Raw genomic sequence first — 19,310 nt, 5'->3', positions numbered from 1 at the left:
GGCATCGCGGCGCGATAGCTCATTTGATCGTCAATTTCTCGATCTTCTGCCCCGGATCGCTGGTCCAGACGAACCCGGACAGGCCCTTTTTCGCGATCTGGTTGACGAATTCCTGGGCCTCGTCCTCATTTTTGAATGGACCGGTCAACAAGCGGTTGGTGAAGCGCAGCGGCGTGGTCCACGCCTGTTTCCCCCGGAATTCGGCGGCGGCCTTCCCGGTCAGCTGTTTCCACTCGCGCGGCAGCGCCGCGACATTCGCACCGCCGGCGACCTGCACCCACACCCGCGCGGGATCGGTCTTTGCCGGATCGGGTTTCGGCTTCGCCCTGGCCGGGGCCGGCTTGGGCTCAGGCCGCGCGACGGCCTTCGGCTCGGCCTTGGGCCTGGGCGCGGCGGGTTCGGCGCGCGCGGGTTCGGGCTTCGCGACATCCGCGGGAGCGGTTGTGGCGGGTTGCGGTGCCGGTTCGGAGGCCTGTGCGTCCGGCTCACGCCCCGGCATCGGCTCCACCCCCAGTTCCGACGCGGGAATCGTGATTCCCGCGACGATCCGCGCGATCACATTATCCTCGCCCCCGACGCGGCGTACCGGCTGCGCCGGCGCCGGCGCGGACGGTGTGGTCATCTGGACGGGGCGCTCGCCCGCCGCCGGTGGCGTCGATGCGGGCGTGGTGGATGCGGGTAGCGATGGCGATGGCGATGGCGATGGAGGTGCAGCTGCCGGTTGCGGTGGAGGAGGCGGAGGCGGAGGCGGTGGGGCCTGGGCGACCGACTGCGCGGCTGCCCGTTCCCGCGCCTGTGCTTCGGCGATCCGTCGCGCCTCCGCTTCGCGCGCCGCCTGCTGTTCGGCGGCGATGCGCGCGGCTTCGCGGTCGCGGGTGAGCTGCGCCACGCGCGCCTGTTCGGCGGCGAGCGCGGCCTGACGCTGCTGCTCGGCGACGCGTGCCGCCTGACGATCCTGTTCCGCCTTCAGCGCGGCGGCGCGTTCCTGTTCCGCCTTCAGCGCGACCTGGCGATCCTGCTCGGCCTTTGCGGCCGCCTCGCGTTCCGCCACCTCGTCGCGACGCTGGCGCGGGGCGCCCTGGCGACGTTCCGCGCCGGACAACCGGCGTGCGTCGCGGGCCGGCGCCGGTGGCACCTGCGCGGCGGCGACCGCGACGCCACGCTCTGGCGGCAGCGTCGGCAGGGGCGGAGCGGCCTGGGCGTCGGCGATTCGCGCCGGCGTGTGCCGCAGCTCGCCAAAGGTCACCGCGAACGCCTTGTCGGACGGCGACAGCGACGGCAGGCGACGAAAAAAGGGCGACAGCGCGGTGCCGAACCCGCCCATCATGCTCGCCGCGATCTTGTCGGCGCCCACCGCGTCGCCATTCATCGCCATGATGAACGCCCGCGCACGCCAGGCGGCACGGTCGCTCCGCCGCAGCAGCGGGTCGAGCACCTGCATCGCCTCCGCTTCCTGCCCGCTGATCCCCAGCGACAGGGCAAAGCGACGGATCGTCTCGTCATCCGGGTTGAGCCGCATGGCGATGCGGTGGTCGCGCTGGGCATGCGCCTGTGCGCCCAGCAGGTCATAGGCAAGGCCGCGGTCAGAGGCATATCCCTCCATCGACAGGCCCCGGCGCGCGGCATCGCTGAACAGGCGCAGCGCCTCGCCGGGCCGCTCCATCCGCAGCATGACCATCGCCTGCCCCGCCTGGAGCCGGGGATTGGCGGGGTCGAGCGCCTGGGCGCGGGCAAAGAAGCCGGCGGCGGCGGCGGGATCGTTGAGCCGCGCGCTCAGTTCCCCGGCCGACAACAGCGCATCGACGTTGCGCGGGTCCTTTGCCAGCACGCGCATCTGCTCGGCCAGCCGGTCGGCATTGGGCGAGGGCGGCGGCGCGACCTCCTGCGCGGCGGCGGGCGCGGCAAGCACCAGCCCCAGCGCGATCCATGCGGCGCGGTGCGTGCGGATATGAGTTCGTTTCATGCGTGCAAGCGCCTACACCAGCGCGGGCCTGAACGCCGACTGTCCGATCCGGTCACCTTCGATGAAGCGAGCCAGAGGGGCGACAGGGCGATCGGCCCGCACGCCTCCCCGCATGCAAGGATGCGGGGGGTAGCGATTACTGATTGTTCTGACGGTTAAGGAAGCGCGGGATATCCGGCGACTCCTTGTCGTCATCATCCTTCGACGCGTTGCGCGCGGCCGCCATCCGTTCGAACAGCGTGCCGCCCGAACGCGGCTTGGGCGCTTCGGCGGCCGGCGCCGCCGGTTCGTCGTCACCGCCGGTCAGCCAGCGGCGGCGGATCGAGGGTTCGGCGGCCGGCGCCTCTTCCGCGGGCGCTTCGTCGCCCGGCATCATCGCGTCGGAGCCGAGCACCAGTTCGTCGTCGCTCGCGGCGGCCGGCGTCTCCACCGGGGTCGGTGCCTCGAGCGTCAGCTCGTCATCGTCGCTCGCGGCGGCCGGCGGCGTGTATTCGGACGGCATCGCCGGTGCGGCGGACTCCGCCTCCGCAGCCTGTTCCACAGGCGCCGCGGCAGGCGTTTCGACCGGTGCCGGCGCTTCGGCGGCGGGCGCCGACGGGCGGCGGACCGTACCGAAGGTGAAGCTGCGGGTGGCTTCCGGCGCGGCCGGCGCGGCGGGCTTCGCCTCCGCATCCGCCTCGATCCCGGTCGCGACGACGGACACCCGGATCTTGCCCTCCAGCTCCGGATTGAACGCCGAACCCCAGATGATGTTCGCATTGTCATCGACCAGTTCGCGAATATGGTTCGCGGCCTCGTCCACTTCGAGCAGGCGCATGTCCTCGCCGCCGGTGATTGAGACGATGACGCCCTTCGCACCGTCGAGCGAGACGCCGTCGAGCAGCGGGTTGGCGATCGCCTGCTGCGCCGCGTCGATCGCGCGGCTGTCGCCCGACGCTTCGCCGGTACCCATCATCGCCTTGCCCATCTCGCTCATCACCGAACGGACGTCGGCGAAATCGAGGTTGATGAGGCCGGGCATGACCATCAGGTCGGTGATGCCGCGCACGCCCTGTTGCAGCACCTCGTCCGCCATCTGGAACGCTTCCTTGAAGGTCGTGTTGGCGTTGGCGACCAGGAAGAGGTTCTGGTTGGGGATGACGATCAGCGTATCGACGAATTTCTGAAGCTCGTCGATGCCGGCCTCGGCCGACTGGGCGCGCTTCTTGCCCTCGAACGCGAACGGCTTGGTGACCACGCCGACGGTCAGGATACCCATGTCGCGCGCGACCTTCGCGATCACCGGCGCGGCGCCGGTGCCGGTGCCGCCGCCCATGCCGGCGGCGATGAAGCACATGTGCGACCCCTGGAGCGCTTCCTGCACCATCTCGATCGTCTCTTCCGCGGCGGCGCGGCCGATTTCCGGCCGGCTGCCCGCGCCCAGGCCCTGGGTGATCTTCGCGCCCAGCTGGATCCGGTGGCCCGCGGTCGACTGTTTCAGCGCCTGCGCATCGGTGTTCGCGACGAGGAATTCGACGCCCTGCACCTCGGCGGCGATCATGTTGGCGATCGCGTTGCCGCCCGCGCCGCCGACGCCGATGACGGTGATGCGCGGCGTCAGCTCGTCCAGGTCGGGCGGAAGAAAGTCGATGCTCATGTCAGTCAAATCTCCTCAGGCGCCGGGTCCCCACGACCGATGCCTGTATACGTTGCGTTTCTGCACCATGCGCCGGGACTGTTCCAGCGCAATCCGCCCGGTCCGGTCATATTTCTTCAATAATTCGCGCGAAAGGCCGCCATCATCCGCTGGATCATCGCCTTTGGATTGGCACGTGTGACCAGTTGATGCGGGGTTTCGAGCGCGCGCAGGTCCACCGGATCGGCCGCCGCGAAGGTGGCAAGGCCGGCCAGCGTCGCGAAGGCCGGCCCGGCATGCGCCTCCGGCAGCGCGGAAAGCCCGCGCGGACGCCCCACCCGAACCGGGCGCCCCAGCGCCTGCTGCGCATAATCGGCGATTCCCTTCAATTCGGCACCGCCGCCGGTCAGCACGATCTGTCGCCCGACCGGATCGCCGAAATTCAGCTTTTCCAGCTCGCGCCCGATTTCGACCATCAGCCGGTCGAGCCGCTGGCGGATTACCGCGATCAGCTGCGCGCGGGTGATGCGCCCGCCCTCCGCACCCTCGTCGCTGGCGACCGGGGCGACATCGATCATGTCGTGATTGTCGCGCGGCGTCATGTTGGCCGAGCCATAGAAGCACTTCATCCGCTCCGCCTGGTTGCGGCGGGTGCCGAAGGCGCTGGCGATATCGTCGGTAATGTCCGCCGATCCGCTGGGGATCGAGGCGAGGCCGGTCAGGACGCCGTCCTTGAACACCGAGACATTGGTCACGCCAGCGCCGATCTCGACCAGCGCGACGCCCAGTTCGCGCTCCTCCTCGCTCAGACAGGCAAGGCCGGTGGCGACCGGCGCGGCGATGATCGACTTCACCTCCAGATGCGCGGAGCGGACGCACAGATCGAGATTGCGCACCGGCGCCCCTTCGGTCGAGACGACGTGGATATCGACGCCCAGCCGCTCGGCATGCAGACCACGCGGCTGCTTCACCCCGGCCAGGCCGTCCAGCGTATATCGGGTCGGCTGGGCATGCAGCACCATCCGCCCGCCCGGATTGAGCGAATCCCGCCCGGCACGGAGCAGATCGTCGATATCGGCCTGTTCGACGCGGTGGCCGCCCAGATCGACCTCGAGCCGGACGATATCGGACACCAGCCCACCGGCAGAAAAGCTGACCCACACATTCTCGATATTGGTGCCGGCGATGCGCTCCGCCTGCTCCACCGCCTCGCGCACCGCCACCTCGGTCGCGGCCATGTCGGCGATATAGCCGCGCTGAACGCCCCGGCTCTCGCGCTGGCCGGTGCCGAGCACCACCAGTTCGCCGCCATCGCCCTTTTGCGCGATCAGCGCCGACACCTTTGACGACCCGATATCGAGCGCGGTGATCAACCCTTCCGGTGCGGTCTTGGCCATAACGTCCCCCTAATCCTCGACACTCGCCGTTTTCGTCGTAATTTCAATCGGTTTCTGCACGACCTGGCCCGGCATCCGCACGACCAGCCGCGCCGGATCGCGCATGTCGAAGCGGATATAGCCGCGCCCCAGCAGGCGGTCGGCGCCGTCCATCTCCGCGAATTTCGTCAGCGCCTTTGCCGCCGCCGTCTCGCCCTCGGGCAGCGCCAGCCGCTCGCCGGTGTTGAACGAGAGGTCCCAGCGGCGATTGCCGATCCACGTCGCCGCCTTGACCAGCGGCCGGAGCGCGGGTGCAGCGTCGAGCAGGCGCTGATAGGCGGGCTGCTGCGCATAGGCACCGTCGCCGATCACCAGCGGCAGATCGGGCATCGCATCGGCCGACACCGGCTCAAGCAGCACGCCCTCGCCATCGATCAGCATCAGCTGTCCCTGATGCTGCCACACCGCCGCCGCCTTCCGCTCGACGATATGCACGACCAGCGTGTCGGGCAGGCGGCGCGAAACGCGCGCATCGGCGACCCAGCCGATCGTCATCAGCTTCGCCCGGACATCCTCCAGATCGACCAGCGGCATCGCCCGCGACTGTTGATCGAGCGTGTAGTTGTACACGGTCATCTTGTCGGCGCGCTTGATCCCCGTCACCTCGACCTGTTCGACGCGAAAGCCCGCGCGGCCGATCCCCTCCGCCACCGCGCTGCCGATCACGCCCGGCACGCCGAAAATCGTCGCGACGGTGAGCGCAGAGGCGATCGCGATGCCGGTGATCGACCATACGGTCAGCCGGTGGAGCGCCGCCTGGCTGATCGGCAATGCCGCGATCGTGCGGTCGAGAAAGCCGGGTTGCTTCTTCTTGCGCGTCTGGGCGCGGCGACGGGGCTTGACGGTCGGGCGGCGGGCGGGCTTGCGGCTCATGCGGGGGCGCCCTTCATCGCCTCATCGACGATCGCCTGGACCAGTTGCGCATAGCTCATTCCCATCGCCCGGGCCTGTTCAGGGACGAGGCTGAGCGGGGTCATGCCCGGCTGGGTGTTCACCTCGAGCAGGAACAGCCCGTCAAGGCCACGCTCATCGTCCCAGCGGAAATCGGAGCGCGACGCGCCCCGGCAGCCGAGCAGGCGGTGGGCGTCGAGCGCAATCCGCTTGCACGCCTGCGCGATCTCCTCGGGGATTTCCGCCGGGCAGATATGGTCGGTCATGCCGTCGGTATATTTGGCGTCGAAATCGTAGAAGCCGCTCTTGGGCCGCAATTCGGTCACCAGCAGCGCCTGGTCGCCCAGCACCGCCGTCGTCAGCTCGCGTCCGCGAATGAACGGTTCGGCCAGCAACGCGTCGAACTTCTGCCACGGCCCGGCGGCCTGCGGGCTGATCGGATTGCCATAATTTCCCTCGGCCGTGACGATCGCGACGCCGACCGACGAGCCCTCATTGACCGGCTTGAGCACATAGGGGCGCGGCATCGGATCGGCCTGATAGAGCGCGGCGGTCGATACGATCTCCCCGCCCGGCATCGGAATGCCGTGCGGCACCAGCGCCTGCTTGGTCAGCTGCTTGTCGATCGCGATGACCGATGTGACCATGCCCGAATGGGTGTAGGTGAGGCCCATCAGGTCGAGCATCCCCTGCACCGTCCCGTCCTCCCCCGGCGTGCCGTGCAGCGCGTTGAACACGACATCGGGCTTCGCCGCCGCGAGCTTCGCCGCAACATCGCGATCCATATCGATCCGCGTCACGCGATGGCCCAGCGACTCCAGCGCATCGGCAATCCCCTCGCCCGACATCAGCGAGACGGGGCGTTCGGCGGACCAGCCGCCCATCAGGACCACGATGTGGAGAGGCTTTACATTGTCACTCACTTGGCCAACCCCACATGTCCTTCGTTGGCGCCGTCGGCGAATATGCCGACACGCTGAATTTCCCACTCCAGATCGATGCCGCTGGCCGCCTTGACCCGCGCGCGCACCTCATCGCCCAGCCCCTCGATATCCGCGCTGGTCGCATCGCCGGTGTTGATGAGGAAGTTGGTGTGCTTCTCGCTCACCTGCGCGCCGCCCCGTTTCAACCCGCGACAGCCCGCCGCATCGACCAGCCGCCAGGCCTTGTCGCCTTCCGGGTTCTTGAAGGTCGAGCCGCCGGTCTTGCTGCGCAGCGGCTGCGATGCCTCGCGCGCAGTGGCGATGCGGTCCATTTCGGCCTGGATCGCCGCCGGATCGCCGGGTTCGCCGTGAAAGGTCGCGCTGACGACGACCGCACCTTCGGGCAGGTCGGAGTGGCGATAGCGATAGCCAAGCTCGCCCACCGGCAGCGTCGCCCGCTTGCCCGAGCGCAGGACCACGTCGCATTCGACCAGCACGTCGCGGGTCTCACGCCCATAGGCGCCGCCGTTCATCCGCACGAACCCGCCGACCGTGCCGGGGATCGATCGCAGAAACTCGACGCCGCCGATGCCCGCATCGCGCGCGGTCGAGGAAACCAGGATGCCGCTCGCGCCGCCGCCGCATTTCAGCGTCGTCGCATCGATCCGCTCGACCGTCGCGAACGGCTTGCCGAGCCGCACCACCACGCCGGCCACACCCCCATCGCGGACAATGAGATTGGAGCCGAGGCCCAGCGCCATCACCGGAACCTCCGGATCGAGATCGTTCAGGAAATCGCTCAGGTCATCTGCGTCCGCCGGCTCGAACAGCCATTGCGCGGCCCCGCCGCTCTTGAACCAGACAAGCGGCGCGAGCGGCGCGTGCGGGGTCAGGCGACCACGCACCCGGGGGAGCGTTGTCGCGCTCACCTCATCCCCCATAATTTCGCCCATTGCTTCCAATAGGACAGGTTCGCCTCCGCCGCCTTCTGCCCCGCCTCCTGCACGGCGGCGACCTGCTTGCCGGCGTCGAGCAGCGTCTGCGCCGCATCCATCTGCGCCTTTTGTGCGCGGATGATCTCGCGCTGCATGTCGGTGGCGAGGGTGAACCAGTCGCTCATGCCGCGGCCCGTGCGCGATCGACGGCATCGGCAAGGCCGGCGGCCCATTTGGTGATGTCGCCCGCGCCCAGACACACGACCAGATCGCCGGGCTGGACGACCTGCGCGATCCGCGTCGCCAGTTCGCCCGCGTCGGCGACCGTCGCGGCGGAGCGATGCCCGCGTTCGTTGATCCGCTCGACCAGCGCCGCGCCGCTCACGCCCTCGACCGGAGCCTCGCCGGCCGCATAGACCGGGGTCACCAGCACCATGTCGGCATCGTTGAACGCCTGGGCGAAATCGTCCATCAGATTGCCGAGCCGCGAATAGCGGTGCGGCTGGACGACCGCGATCACCCTGCCCTGCGCGCTTTCGCGGGCGGCGGCGAGCACGGCGCGGATCTCCACCGGATGGTGGCCGTAATCGTCGATCACGATCGCCGGCGGCGCGTCGGCGAACGCGATCTCCCCCACCTTGGTGAAGCGGCGCTTGACCCCGCCGAACTTGGCAAAGCCGTTCGCGATCGTCGCGTCCTCGATCCCCATTTCCAGCGCCACGCCGATCGCCGCGAGCGCGTTCTGGACATTGTGCCGGCCGGGCATGGGCAGCTCGATATTCTCGATCGATCGGGTCGCACCGTCGCGGCTGCGAATGATCGCCTCGAACCGGTTGCCGCCCGGATAGGGCTGGACGTTCACGCCGCGCACATCGGCCGAAGCGGCGAAGCCATAGGTGACGATGCGGCGATCGCGCACGCGCGGGATGATCGCCTGAACCTCCGGATGGTCGAGGCAGAGGAGCGCCGCGCCGTAAAAGGGGACATTCTCGACGAATTCGACATAGGCGTCCTTCGCCCGGTCGAACGAGCCATAATGGTCGAGATGTTCGGGATCGATGTTGGTCACCACCGCGATCGTGCCGTCGAGCCGCAGGAAGCTGCCGTCGCTCTCGTCCGCCTCGACCACCATCCACTCGCTGTCGCCCAGCCGCGCGTTCGAGCCATATTGGTTGATGATGCCGCCGTTGATGACCGTCGGATCGACACCGCCGGCATCAAGCAGCGCGGCGATCATGCTGGTCGTCGTCGTCTTGCCATGCGTGCCGGCGACCGCGACGGTGGATTTGAGGCGCATCAGTTCGGCCAGCATCTCCGCGCGGCGCACCACCGGGATGCGGCGGGCATAGGCGCCCTGCACTTCGGGATTGTCACGCCGAATCGCGGTCGACGTGACGACCACCGCCGCATCGCCCAGATTGTCGGCCGACTGGCCGATCGCGATTCGGATGCCGCGCCGCCGCAGCCCCTCGACCACATAGCCCTCGGCGCTGTCGCTGCCCTGCACCTTGTAGCCAAGATTGTGCATCACTTCGGCAATGCCCGACATGCCGATGCCGCCGATGCCGACGAAATGGATCGTGCCGATATCCTTGCCGACGCCCCTCACGCCTGCGACCTCGCAAATGCCGCGCCCTGTGGCGCGCTCTGGACCGGTTCCGCCACGCCCAGTCCTGCCGACGCCCAGTCGGCGTCGATCGATTCGACCAGATCGGCCAGGTCGCGCACGGCATCCGGGCGGCCGACGCTGCGCGCGCACGCGGCGGCGTTGGCCAGCGCCTGCGGCTCCAGGCCCAGTTTCTGGATCTGCTTCGCCAGTTCCTGCGCGGTAAAGGCGCGCTGGGCGATGGTGCGCCCGCCGCCCGCCTCGCTGATTTCGCGGGCATTGGCGGTCTGGTGATCGTCGGTCGCGCCGGGCAGCGGGACCAGGATCGCGGGGCGGCCCGCCGCGGTCAGTTCAGCGATGGTGGACGCGCCGGCGCGGGCGATCACGATATGCGCCCAGGCCAGGCGCTCGGGCAGGTCGGGCAGATAGGTCGCGATTTCCGCCGGAATGCCGTGATCGGCATATTTGCGGCGCACCTCATCGATATCCTCGACGCGTGCCTGATGGGTCACCTGAAGCCGGCGGCGGAAATGCACGGGCAGCAGCGCAAGGCCGTCGGGAACCACCTGGCTAAGGATCGACGCGCCCTGGCTGCCGCCGGTGACGAGCACGCGGAAAATCCCGTCCTCGTCCAGCGGCGGATAGGGTTTGAGGCGCAGGTCGAGCACCGCCTCGCGCACCGGATTGCCGACCAGATAGGTCTTGGCGGCGTATTTTTCCTTGAGCCGCTCGACATGCGCATAGCTTGTCGCGATGCCATCGACGCGCGCGGCGACCAGCCGGTTGACGCGGCCAAGCACGGCATTCTGTTCATGCACGATCGTCGGAACCTTTGCCGCGAACGCCGCCATCAGCGCGGGAAGCGACGCGTAGCCGCCAAAGGCGATCACCGCGCTCGGCCGGAACTGACGATACAGGCGGAGCGCCTGACGCCGGCCCTTCATCATCGTCATCGCCGCCTTCGCCCAGCCGATCGGACCGCCCGACAGGCGCGAGGCGGGGACGACGCGCGTTTCCACCCCGTCGAACAGGTCGGGAAAGCGCACCCCGCGCTCATCCGACAGCAACGCGACCTGATGCCCGCGCCGCATCAGCTCCGCCGCGAGCGCCGCGGCCGGCACCATATGCCCGCCGGTTCCCCCCGCCGCCAATACGTAACGCCGCGCACTCGTCATCAACTGCTCCCTCGAACCGTGTAAGGCGAGCGCTTGAGATACGGGTTCCGGCGCGTGAATGCGAGCAGAAGCCCCATGCCGATCGACAGCGCGATCATCGAGCTGCCGCCATAGGAAATGAACGGCAAGGTCATGCCCTTGGAGGGAGCAAGGCCGGTATTGACCGCCATGTTGATCAGCGCCTGAATCCCGAATTGGGCCGCAAGCCCCGCCGCCGCCAGCAGGCGGAAACTGTCCTCCTCGTCCAGCAGCTTGATGAGCACGCGCACCACGATCGCCAGATAGAGCAAGGCGATGCCCATGCAGGCGATCAGCCCGAACTCCTCACCCACCACCGAAAAGATATAGTCGGTATGCGCCTCGGGCAGCTTGAACTTCACCGTGCCGCCGCCCGGGCCGGTGCCGGTCGCGCCGCCCGCAGTGATGACCGCATGCGCCATGTCGGTCTGATAATGCTCCGCCGCCGCCTTGTCGGGATCGGGAAACAGGAAGCTGTCGATGCGGATCCGCGCCGTATCGTAGAACAGATAGGCCGCGACCACCCCGCCCAGCGTCGCGCCGCCGAGCAGCCCCATGGTGCGCGTCGAGATGCCGGCCAGGGTCAGCAGCACGATCCACACCAGGCCGAACACCATGGTCTGCCCGAAATCGGGCTGTTTCATCAGCAGCGCGGCGACAATCGCGGTGAGCACGCCGGTCAGCGGCATGACCGGCAGGTCCGGCTCCTTCGACTTGATCGACAACAGCCAGGCGATGGTGACGATGAAAAAGGGCTTCAGGAACTCCGAAGGCTGGAACGAGGCGACACCGACGCCGATCCAGCGGCGCGCGCCGTTGATCTCTGCCCCGAACATTCCCGCCACCGCCACCAGGACGATGCAGATCGCCGTGCCGAGGATCGCCATCCGCCGCGCGAAATTGATCGGCAGCATCGACACCACCAGCAGCACCGGGATCGACAGGCCGATCCACAGCGCCTGTCGCCAGAAATAATGCATCGCCGCGAACTGCTTGGTCGTGTCCGAATAGCGTTCCGCCGATGCCGGCGATGCCGCCGCGACGGCGACCAGCCCGATCCCGATCAGCAGGAATGCGAGCAGCAGCAGCACCCGGTCGATTTCCCAGAACCACAGGCCAAAGCTGGACTTGCTGCCCCGGCTCAGCTTGTCCTCCACCCGGCCGCGCCATCCGCGCTTCGCGATCGCCCGGCTTCGCAAGATATCGGTCATTGGAGTGCTCCCACCGCCGCGCGAAACTGCGCGCCGCGATCCTCATAATCCCGGAACTGGTCGAACGAGGCACAGGCCGGCGACAGCAGCACCGTCTCTCCCGGCAGCGCCTGCGCCGCCGCCGATCGCACCGCGGCGTCGAGCGTGCCGCTCGTTTCGACCGGAAATTCACCCTTCAGCAACTCGGCAAAACGCCGCGCCGCATCGCCGATCACATAGGCGCGCACGACATGGCCAAAGCCCGGTCGGCACGCCTCCAGATCGTCGGTCTTGGCCTGTCCGCCGACAATCCAGTGGACGCGGTCGAATGCGGCCAGCGCGGGCGCGGCGCTGTCGGGGTTGGTCGCCTTGCTGTCGTTGACGAACAGCACGCCGCCGCGCGTCGCGACCCGCTCCATCCGGTGCGGCAGGCCGGGAAAGCTCTCCAGCGCCCGGTCGATCGCCGCCTGCGCGACGCCCAGCGCCTGACAGGCGGCGATGGCGGCGAGCGCGTTCTGCGCATTGTGCGGCCCCTGAAGCGCGGGCCAGCGCGACTGGTCCATGCATGCGCCCGGCGCGATCCGGACCAGATCGGTTGCGCGACCGGCACGCGACACCTGTTTCGCAACGCCCTGCGCGGCCGCGTCGCCGATGCCGATGATCGCCGCATGGCCCGCCGACTGCATCGCGAACAGCCGCGCCTTTGACCCGGCATAGCCTTCGAACCCGTCATAACGGTCGAGATGGTCCGGCGTGATGTTGAGCAGCACCGCGACGTCGCAATCGAGGCTGTGGGTCAGGTCGATCTGATAGCTCGACAGTTCGAGCACATAGACGCCGCCCGCGGGCAACGGCTCCTGCCCCAGGATCGGCAGGCCGATATTGCCGCCCAGCCGCGCCGGGATACCCGCCGTTTCGAGGATATGGTGGATCAGCGCGGTGGTGGTCGACTTGCCGTTGGTGCCGGTGATCCCGACCACCTTGTGCGGAGGCAGTTCGCCCCGCGCCTGCGCGAACAGCTCGATATCGCCGATGACCGGCACGCCCGCCTCGCGCGCCCTTGCCGCGACCGGATGCCGATTGAGCGGGACGCCGGGCGACACCACGACGCCCGCAACCCCGGTGAGACTGGTCTCGACCGGATCCGCAACGATCAGCGTTGTCGCGTCGAGTGGGCTCGACAGTTCCTGAATGTCACCGGCAATGCTCTCGCGCCGCTCAGCATCGCTGTCCCAGGCGACAACCTCCGCCCCGCCGGCCAGCAGCGCGCGCACGCTCGCCGCCCCAGACCGCGCCAGCCCGAGTACCGCAAAGCGTTTCCCGCGCCAGGCGCGCGACACGATCACCGCAGCTTCAGCGTCGCGAGGCCGGCAAGCGCGAGGACGAAGGCGATGATCCAGAAGCGGATCACGACGGTCGGCTCGCTCCACCCCATCTGTTCGAAATGATGGTGGATCGGCGCCATCTTGAACACGCGCTTTCCGGTGCGCTTATAGACGAAGACCTGGATGATGACGCTCATCGCCTCGACCACGAACAGCCCGCCAATGATGCCCAGCACCAGTTCGTGATGCGCGGTCACCGCGATCGCGCCCAGCGCGCCGCCCAGCGCCAGGCTGCCGGTATCGCCCATGAACACCGCCGCCGGCGGCGCGTTGAACCACAGAAAGGCAAGGCCGGCGCCGATGATCGCGCCGCAGAAAATGGCGAGGTCGCCCGCCCCCGGCACATGCGGAATGCCAAGATAGGTCGCGTAGATCTTGTTCCCGACGATATAGACGATCAGCATGAACGCCATGCTGGCGATGATGACCGGCATCGTCGCCAGCCCGTCCAGCCCGTCGGTCAGGTTCACCGCATTGCCGAATGCGACGATCGTGAACGCCGCGAAGACGATATAGAAGGGGCCAAGGTCGAAACTCAGCTGGCTGAAGAACGGGACGTAGAGCACGGTGCCGTTCTGAAGCGTGATGATCCACGCCGCGATCCCCGCGATCGCGAATTCGCCAAGCAGCCGCACGCGCCCGGAGACGCCGGCCGTGCTCGCCTTGCGGACCTTGTCGTAATCGTCGAGGAACCCGATCATGCCAAAACCGAGCGTGACGAAGGTGCAGGCCCAGACATAGGGATTGGCAAGGTCCATCCAGATCAGGATCGACAGCGACAGGCTAGTGAGGATCATCAGCCCGCCCATGGTCGGCGTGCCGCGTTTGGCGAGGTGGCTCTGCGGCCCGTCGGCGCGGATCGGCTGACCCTTGCCCTGCCGCACCCGCAGCCAGCCAATGAAACGCGGACCGATGATGAGGCCGATCAGCAGCGCGGTGGCGACCGCCGCCCCGGTGCGGAACGACAGATAGCGCACCAGGTTGAGCAGCCCCGGAAAGCCCAGCCATTCGGCCAATTCGTAAAGCATCAGCCCCTTCCCTGTAGCGCCGCGACGACGCGCGACAACCCGACCCCGTTCGACCCCTTGATGAGCAGCGCGTCACCCGCCCGAAGCATCGTTTCGACGCGATCGCGTGCGGCGGCGGCATCGGCCACATGGACCAATTCGATCCGCCCCTCAAGCGCATGCGCCAGCGGCGCCATCCCTTCGCCGACAAGAAGCAACGCCTCGACGCCTGCGGTCGCGACCGGATCGGCAAGCGCGGCGTGATAGGCGGCGGACTCCTCGCCAAGTTCGCGCATCTCGCCCAGCACCGCGATGCGCCGCTGCGCCGGCGTCGCCGCCAGCACCGCCAGCGTTGCGCGCATCGACGCGGGATTCGCATTGTAGCTTTCGTCGATCACCAGCGCCTGCCCGTCCGCGACCGGCACCGCGAACCGCGCGCCGCGTCCGGCAAGACCGCCCATCTCTGCCAGCGCCAGGCCCGCCTGTTCCAGATCGCCGCCCGCCGCATCGACCGCCGCCAGCACCGCCATCGCGTTGGCGACCCAGTGATCACCCGGTTGCGACAGGGTGAAGCTGAGCGTGCGGTCCGCGCCGATCCGCGCGGTGACGAAGGTGCCACCCGGCTGGTTCGGCAGGATTTCGATCGCGCGCACATCGGCGCCCTCGCCCAGACCAAAGGTCACGATGCGCCCCGCATGCGGCGTCGCCGCCGCGATCAGCCGGTCGCGGTGGAGGCTGTCGAACGGCACGATCGCCGTGCCACCCGGCTCCAGTCCCTGAAAAATCTCGCCCTTGGCGTCGGCGATCGCCTCGACGCTGGCAAAGAACTCGGTATGCGCCGGGGCGATCGTCGTGACGATGGCGATATGGGGGCGCACCATATGGGTCAGCGCCAGCAGTTCGCCGGCATGGTTCATCCCCATCTCGAAAACGCCGAAACGCGTTTCGCGCGGCATCCGCGACAGGCTCAGCGGAACGCCGGTATGGTTGTTGTAGCTCTTGACCGATCGATGCGCCGCGCCGGGATCGATCCGGTCGAGGCATTCGAACAGCGCCTCCTTCGTCCCGGTCTTGCCCGCCGATCCGGTGACGCCGATCACGACGCCCTCCATCCGCTTGCGGCTCGCCCGGGCCAGGTTTTCGAGCGCGACCATCGTGTCGCCGACCAGGATGTGGGGATGGCCGGTTTCCCGCGACACGATCGCGCCGCTCGCACCGCTCGCAAATGCCTGGTCGAGGAATTTGTGGCCGTCGGTCGTCTCACCGGTCAGCGCGAGGAAAAGCGCACCCGGCCCGACCTCGCGGCTGTCGAACGCGACCCCCTCGACCTCGAACCTGGCCGAGGCGGTGCCGCCGGTGGCGGCGGCGATCTCGGCGGATGTCCATAGCGGCGCGGTCATGCCGCCGCCTCCCGCGCGACGCTTACATCGTCAAAGGGCAGGATCATGTCGTTGACGATCTGGCCCTGTTCATGCCCCTTGCCCGCGATCAGGACGATGTCCTCCGGTCCCGCGGCGGCGATGGCGGCGGCGATCGCCTGTCCCCGGTCGCCGATCTCCGTCGCGGCCGGACACCCCTTCATCACCGCGGCGCGGATCGATGCCGCATCCTCCCCCCGCGGATTGTCGTCGGTCACGATCACCAGATCGGCGCCGGCACAGGCGGCCTGTCCCATCGGCTCGCGCTTCCCCGCGTCGCGATCGCCGCCGGCGCCGAACACCAGGATCAGCCGCCCCGCGGCGTGCGGCTTGAGCGCGGCGATCGCCGCCTCGATCGCATCGGGCGTGTGCGCATAATCGACATAGACCGGCGCACCGCTCCTGGCGATCACCGCCCGTTCCAGCCGCCCGCGTACCGGCTGAAGACGGGCGAGGTTGGCGAGCGTTTCGGCGACATCGCCACCGGTCGCGATCACCAGACCCGCCGCGACCAGCGCATTCGCCGCCTGATAGCCGCCGATCAGGGGCAGGCCGACGCGATGTTCGCGGCCATCGGCCTCGATCACCAGCTTCTGGTCGAGCAGGGTCGGCGCCCGCGAAACCAGCCGCAGCGACTGGCCATGGGTGCCGACGGTCAGGATCCGGTTGCCACGCGTGCGCGCGATATCGATCACGCGTTCGGAATGCGGATCGTCGGCCCACACCACCGCCGTTCCGTCGGGATCGAGCACATCGGCGAACAGCCGCTGCTTGGCGGCGAAATATTCGGCCATGTCGCTGTGATAGTCGAGATGGTCGCGTGAGAGATTGGTGAACGCCGCCGCCGCCACCGGCAGCCCCTCGGTCCGATATTGCGACAGGCCATGGCTCGACGCTTCGAAGGCGAGGTGGGTGACGCCTTCACGGGCAAGACCCGCGACATTGGACAGGAAGGTGACGACATCGGGCGTGGTCAGGCCGGTCGATACCATCTCACCCGCCGTGGTGACGCCCAGCGTCCCGATCGATGCGGCGTTATGGCCGGCCATCCGCCACAGCTGACGCACCATCTCCACGGTCGATGTCTTGCCGTTGGTGCCGGTGACCGCGACCGAAATGTCGGGAAAGGGTGCGAAGAACCGCGCGGCGATCCGGGCGAACTGGGTGCGCGGATGATCGGTCGCGATATGCGCCGCGCCCTCGACCTGCACCTCGGGCCGCGCGACCACCGCGATCGCGCCGCGCGCCACCGCCTCCGCAATGAAATCCTCGCCGTTGAAGCGGGCGCCGCGAAACGCGCCGAACACGGTGCCGGGCGCGACCTTGCGGTGGTCGATCGCGAAGCCGGTGACGATGCTGTCCTCTGCCCCGCCGGTCAGCTCGGCCAGCCTCACTCGCCGGCTCCCGGCGCGACCACGGGGGTGTTGGTGGTTGCGGCGGCCTTCTTGTCGGGGTCCCACAGCAGCGGGATCAGGTCGGACACATCGACGTCGCGGGTTTCGTCCGGCATCACGCCCAGCATCGCGCCGGTGCGCATGATGACGCGGTTGACCACGGGGGCGGCGGTCCAGCCGGCGGTCGTGAGACCGAAGGTCTGGGCATTTCCGATCGGGGAATCGAGCATGACCAGCACCACATAGCGCGGTGCGTCCATCGGGAAAGCCGCTGCGAAGGTCGATACGTTCTTATTGCGTTGATAACCGCCCCGCCCCGGCACCTCGGCGGTGCCGGTCTTGCCACCCACGCGATAGCCCGGCGCGTTCGCCTTCGTCCCCGTGCCATGCGTCACGATCAGTCGCAGCAGCTGGCGCATCCGCGCGCTGGTCGGCTCTGAAATCACGCGATGCCCCTCAGGCACCTGGCCGGGCGCGAGCTTGCGCAGCGTCGCCGGATGCCAGATTCCGCCATTGACCAGCGCGGCATAGGCGGTGGCGAGATGCAGCGGCGTGACCGCGATCCCATGACCATAGCCGGTGGTCATCACCGTCGTGCGCGCCCAGTATTTCGGCCAGAGCGGCCCCGCGGTCCCGCCCAGTTCGATCCGCGGCTTGGCATCGAACCCCATCCGGCGGAACATGCCCTGCATCCGGTCCTTGCCCAGTTCGTCGGCGATGCGCGCCGTCGCGATGTTCGAGGAATGGATCAGTGTTTCCGGCACGTTGAGCCAGCGCCGCTGGGCGTGATCGTCGCGAATCTTGAACCCGCCGACCTGTAGCGGCTCGGTCGCGTCATAGCGTTTCGCCATCGACGGGACGACGCCGCTTTCGATCGCCAGCGCCATGGTGATCGGCTTGAACGTCGAACCCAGTTCATAGACGCTCTGGGTCACGTTGTTGCGGAAATGCTCGGGATTGGCGCCCTTCACATTGTTGGGGTTGAACGTCGGGAGCGAGGCCATGGCGATCACCTCACCCGTCGCGACGTCCATGATGATGCCGGCGGCCCCGCGCGCCTGAAGCGAGGTCATCGCCGCGCCCAGCTCGCTCTCCATCGCCGCCTGCGCACGCAGATCGATCGACAGCGCCACCGGCTTGCCGCGCCGCGTGGGATCGCTCAGCGCGGGATCCAGCGCACGCTCCATGCCGCTCACGCCGTGACCGTCGAAATCGACGAAGCCCAGCGCATGCGCGGCCAGCGTGGCCTGGGGATACAGGCGCTGCGGCTCGCGCGCGAATTCTATGCCCGGCTCACCCAGTTCGTGGACCGCCGCCACCAGTTCGGGGACCGCGCGGCGCTTTAGGTAGGTGAAGCGCGCATCGCTCGACAGGATGCGGGCATAATCGGACGCACTCTTGCCGGGCAGGGTCGCCGCCAGCATCCGCGCCAGCTCATCCTTGTTGCCGATCACCTTGCCCGGCCGCACGCCGATCGACCACGCATCGATCGTGCGCGCCAGCGGGGCGCCGTTGCGATCGACCAGATCGCCGCGCATCGGCACCAGCATCGCATTGACACTGGCCGCCCCCGCCGGCTCGGCGATCAGTGCGAGCAGCGCCAGACGCCCGATGATGACGCAGATCGCCGCCGCGAACAGCAGCGTGAGCACCATCAGCCGCAGATGCGTGACCGCGATCCCGCCCTGGCGGGGACCGTGGCCACTGCGGTGCCGCAGCGCGGGGGCGAGCAGCACCGTCACCGCAGCCGCGACGCCTCCGCCTTCACGCCCTTCATCAGATCGCCGAAGCTCGAATCGTCGAGCAGCTTGCGGTCGAGCATCGCCACACGCTCGCTCTTCGCCGCCTCCGCGACCGGTTTGGCCTGGGCCACCGCCGTCGCGGCGGAGCGGGTGGCAGCGGCGGGATCCGGCTTTGGCGCCGGCGCGGCCTTCGCCACCGCCTCGGCCGCACTACCGGCCGCCGCATCGACCGCTTTCGCCGCACTCCCGGCGACGCCCGCCACACCCTGCGGGACCACCATCGCGGCATAGCGTTGCGCCAGCCCGTCACCTTCCAGTGGGCGCAGCGAGGCGAGCTGCGTATCGCTCGCCAGGAATTGCTGCGGCGTCGGCGCGGCGAACCGCATCACCTCCCCATTCCAGCGTTCGAGCTGGGCGAGATTGGCGCGCGTATCGAATTCGGTTTCCAGGTCGCGAATGTCCTTGTGCGCCTTGGCGATCGCGCGCTCGACGCCTTCCACCCGCGTCCGCTCGGACGCGACCTGAGACGACACCATGTAGCAGCCCGGAGCCACCACCACCCCGGTCAGGAACCACCCGAACCCGCTGAGCGCCTTTACCACTGCCTTCCCC

General features: G+C 68.5%; 16 protein-coding genes. All 16 read right to left on the bottom strand.

Annotation, left to right across the window (positions count from 1 at the left end; all coding sequences use genetic code 11):
• Nucleotides 1-19: 19 nt before the first annotated feature.
• The 16 genes from KF783_RS07510 to KF783_RS07435 all read right to left on the bottom strand — a co-directional run bounded on the left by KF783_RS07510 (nucleotide 20) and on the right by KF783_RS07435 (nucleotide 19,300).
• Nucleotides 20-1,963 (bottom strand): SPOR domain-containing protein, encoded by a 1,944-nt coding sequence (locus KF783_RS07510; protein WP_294077877.1) that lies wholly within the window; start codon nucleotides 1,961-1,963, stop codon nucleotides 20-22.
• 136 nt (nucleotides 1,964-2,099) lie between these two features.
• Entirely contained in the window at nucleotides 2,100-3,599 is a 1,500-nt protein-coding gene (gene ftsZ, locus KF783_RS07505) for a cell division protein FtsZ (protein WP_294077875.1), read from the bottom strand.
• 116 nt (nucleotides 3,600-3,715) lie between these two features.
• Nucleotides 3,716-4,975 (bottom strand): cell division protein FtsA, encoded by a 1,260-nt coding sequence (ftsA, locus tag KF783_RS07500; protein WP_294077873.1) that lies wholly within the window; start codon nucleotides 4,973-4,975, stop codon nucleotides 3,716-3,718.
• A gap of 9 nt (nucleotides 4,976-4,984) precedes the next feature.
• Nucleotides 4,985-5,887, bottom strand: a complete 903-nt coding sequence (locus KF783_RS07495; protein WP_294077872.1) for a cell division protein FtsQ/DivIB — start codon at nucleotides 5,885-5,887, stop codon at nucleotides 4,985-4,987.
• The gene (locus KF783_RS07490) at nucleotides 5,884-6,828 is read right to left on the bottom strand and encodes a D-alanine--D-alanine ligase (RefSeq protein ID WP_294077869.1); all 945 of its coding nucleotides are present in this window, start codon (nucleotides 6,826-6,828) and stop codon (nucleotides 5,884-5,886) included. Before KF783_RS07490 ends, KF783_RS07495 begins: the two co-directional genes overlap by 4 nt.
• Entirely contained in the window at nucleotides 6,825-7,769 is a 945-nt protein-coding gene (gene murB, locus KF783_RS07485; RefSeq protein WP_294077868.1) for a UDP-N-acetylmuramate dehydrogenase, read from the bottom strand. Before murB ends, KF783_RS07490 begins: the two co-directional genes overlap by 4 nt.
• Nucleotides 7,754-7,948, bottom strand: a complete 195-nt coding sequence (locus KF783_RS07480) for a hypothetical protein (protein WP_294077866.1) — start codon at nucleotides 7,946-7,948, stop codon at nucleotides 7,754-7,756. Before KF783_RS07480 ends, murB begins: the two co-directional genes overlap by 16 nt.
• A complete protein-coding gene (murC, locus tag KF783_RS07475; RefSeq protein WP_294077864.1) occupies nucleotides 7,945-9,372 on the bottom strand; it encodes a UDP-N-acetylmuramate--L-alanine ligase in 1,428 nt (475 codons plus the stop codon). Before murC ends, KF783_RS07480 begins: the two co-directional genes overlap by 4 nt.
• Nucleotides 9,369-10,544, bottom strand: a complete 1,176-nt coding sequence (murG, locus tag KF783_RS07470) for an undecaprenyldiphospho-muramoylpentapeptide beta-N-acetylglucosaminyltransferase (RefSeq protein ID WP_294077863.1) — start codon at nucleotides 10,542-10,544, stop codon at nucleotides 9,369-9,371. Before murG ends, murC begins: the two co-directional genes overlap by 4 nt.
• Nucleotides 10,544-11,773: a putative peptidoglycan glycosyltransferase FtsW gene (locus KF783_RS07465; RefSeq protein ID WP_294077861.1), complete on the bottom strand. Its 1,230-nt coding sequence runs from the start codon at nucleotides 11,771-11,773 to the stop codon at nucleotides 10,544-10,546. Before KF783_RS07465 ends, murG begins: the two co-directional genes overlap by 1 nt.
• Nucleotides 11,770-13,098 (bottom strand): UDP-N-acetylmuramoyl-L-alanine--D-glutamate ligase, encoded by a 1,329-nt coding sequence (murD, locus tag KF783_RS07460; protein ID WP_294077859.1) that lies wholly within the window; start codon nucleotides 13,096-13,098, stop codon nucleotides 11,770-11,772. Before murD ends, KF783_RS07465 begins: the two co-directional genes overlap by 4 nt.
• Nucleotides 13,095-14,165, bottom strand: coding sequence for a phospho-N-acetylmuramoyl-pentapeptide-transferase (mraY, locus tag KF783_RS07455; RefSeq protein WP_294077858.1), 1,071 nt, complete (start codon nucleotides 14,163-14,165; stop codon nucleotides 13,095-13,097). The genes murD and mraY overlap by 4 nt, the downstream gene beginning before the upstream one ends.
• Nucleotides 14,165-15,544, bottom strand: a complete 1,380-nt coding sequence (gene murF / locus KF783_RS07450) for a UDP-N-acetylmuramoyl-tripeptide--D-alanyl-D-alanine ligase (RefSeq protein WP_294077856.1) — start codon at nucleotides 15,542-15,544, stop codon at nucleotides 14,165-14,167. The genes mraY and murF overlap by 1 nt, the downstream gene beginning before the upstream one ends.
• Nucleotides 15,541-16,956, bottom strand: a complete 1,416-nt coding sequence (locus KF783_RS07445) for a UDP-N-acetylmuramoyl-L-alanyl-D-glutamate--2,6-diaminopimelate ligase (RefSeq protein ID WP_294077854.1) — start codon at nucleotides 16,954-16,956, stop codon at nucleotides 15,541-15,543. The genes murF and KF783_RS07445 overlap by 4 nt, the downstream gene beginning before the upstream one ends.
• Entirely contained in the window at nucleotides 16,953-18,698 is a 1,746-nt protein-coding gene (locus KF783_RS07440) for a penicillin-binding protein 2 (protein WP_294077852.1), read from the bottom strand. The genes KF783_RS07445 and KF783_RS07440 overlap by 4 nt, the downstream gene beginning before the upstream one ends.
• Nucleotides 18,695-19,300, bottom strand: a complete 606-nt coding sequence (locus tag KF783_RS07435; protein WP_294077850.1) for a hypothetical protein — start codon at nucleotides 19,298-19,300, stop codon at nucleotides 18,695-18,697. The genes KF783_RS07440 and KF783_RS07435 overlap by 4 nt, the downstream gene beginning before the upstream one ends.
• Between the last annotated feature and the right edge of the window lie 10 nt (nucleotides 19,301-19,310).

It is taken from the genome of Sphingomonas sp., assembly GCF_019635455.1.
In the GTDB taxonomy this organism is placed as follows: domain Bacteria; phylum Pseudomonadota; class Alphaproteobacteria; order Sphingomonadales; family Sphingomonadaceae; genus Sphingomonas.
This window is presented reverse-complemented; position numbering and strand designations above follow the sequence as displayed.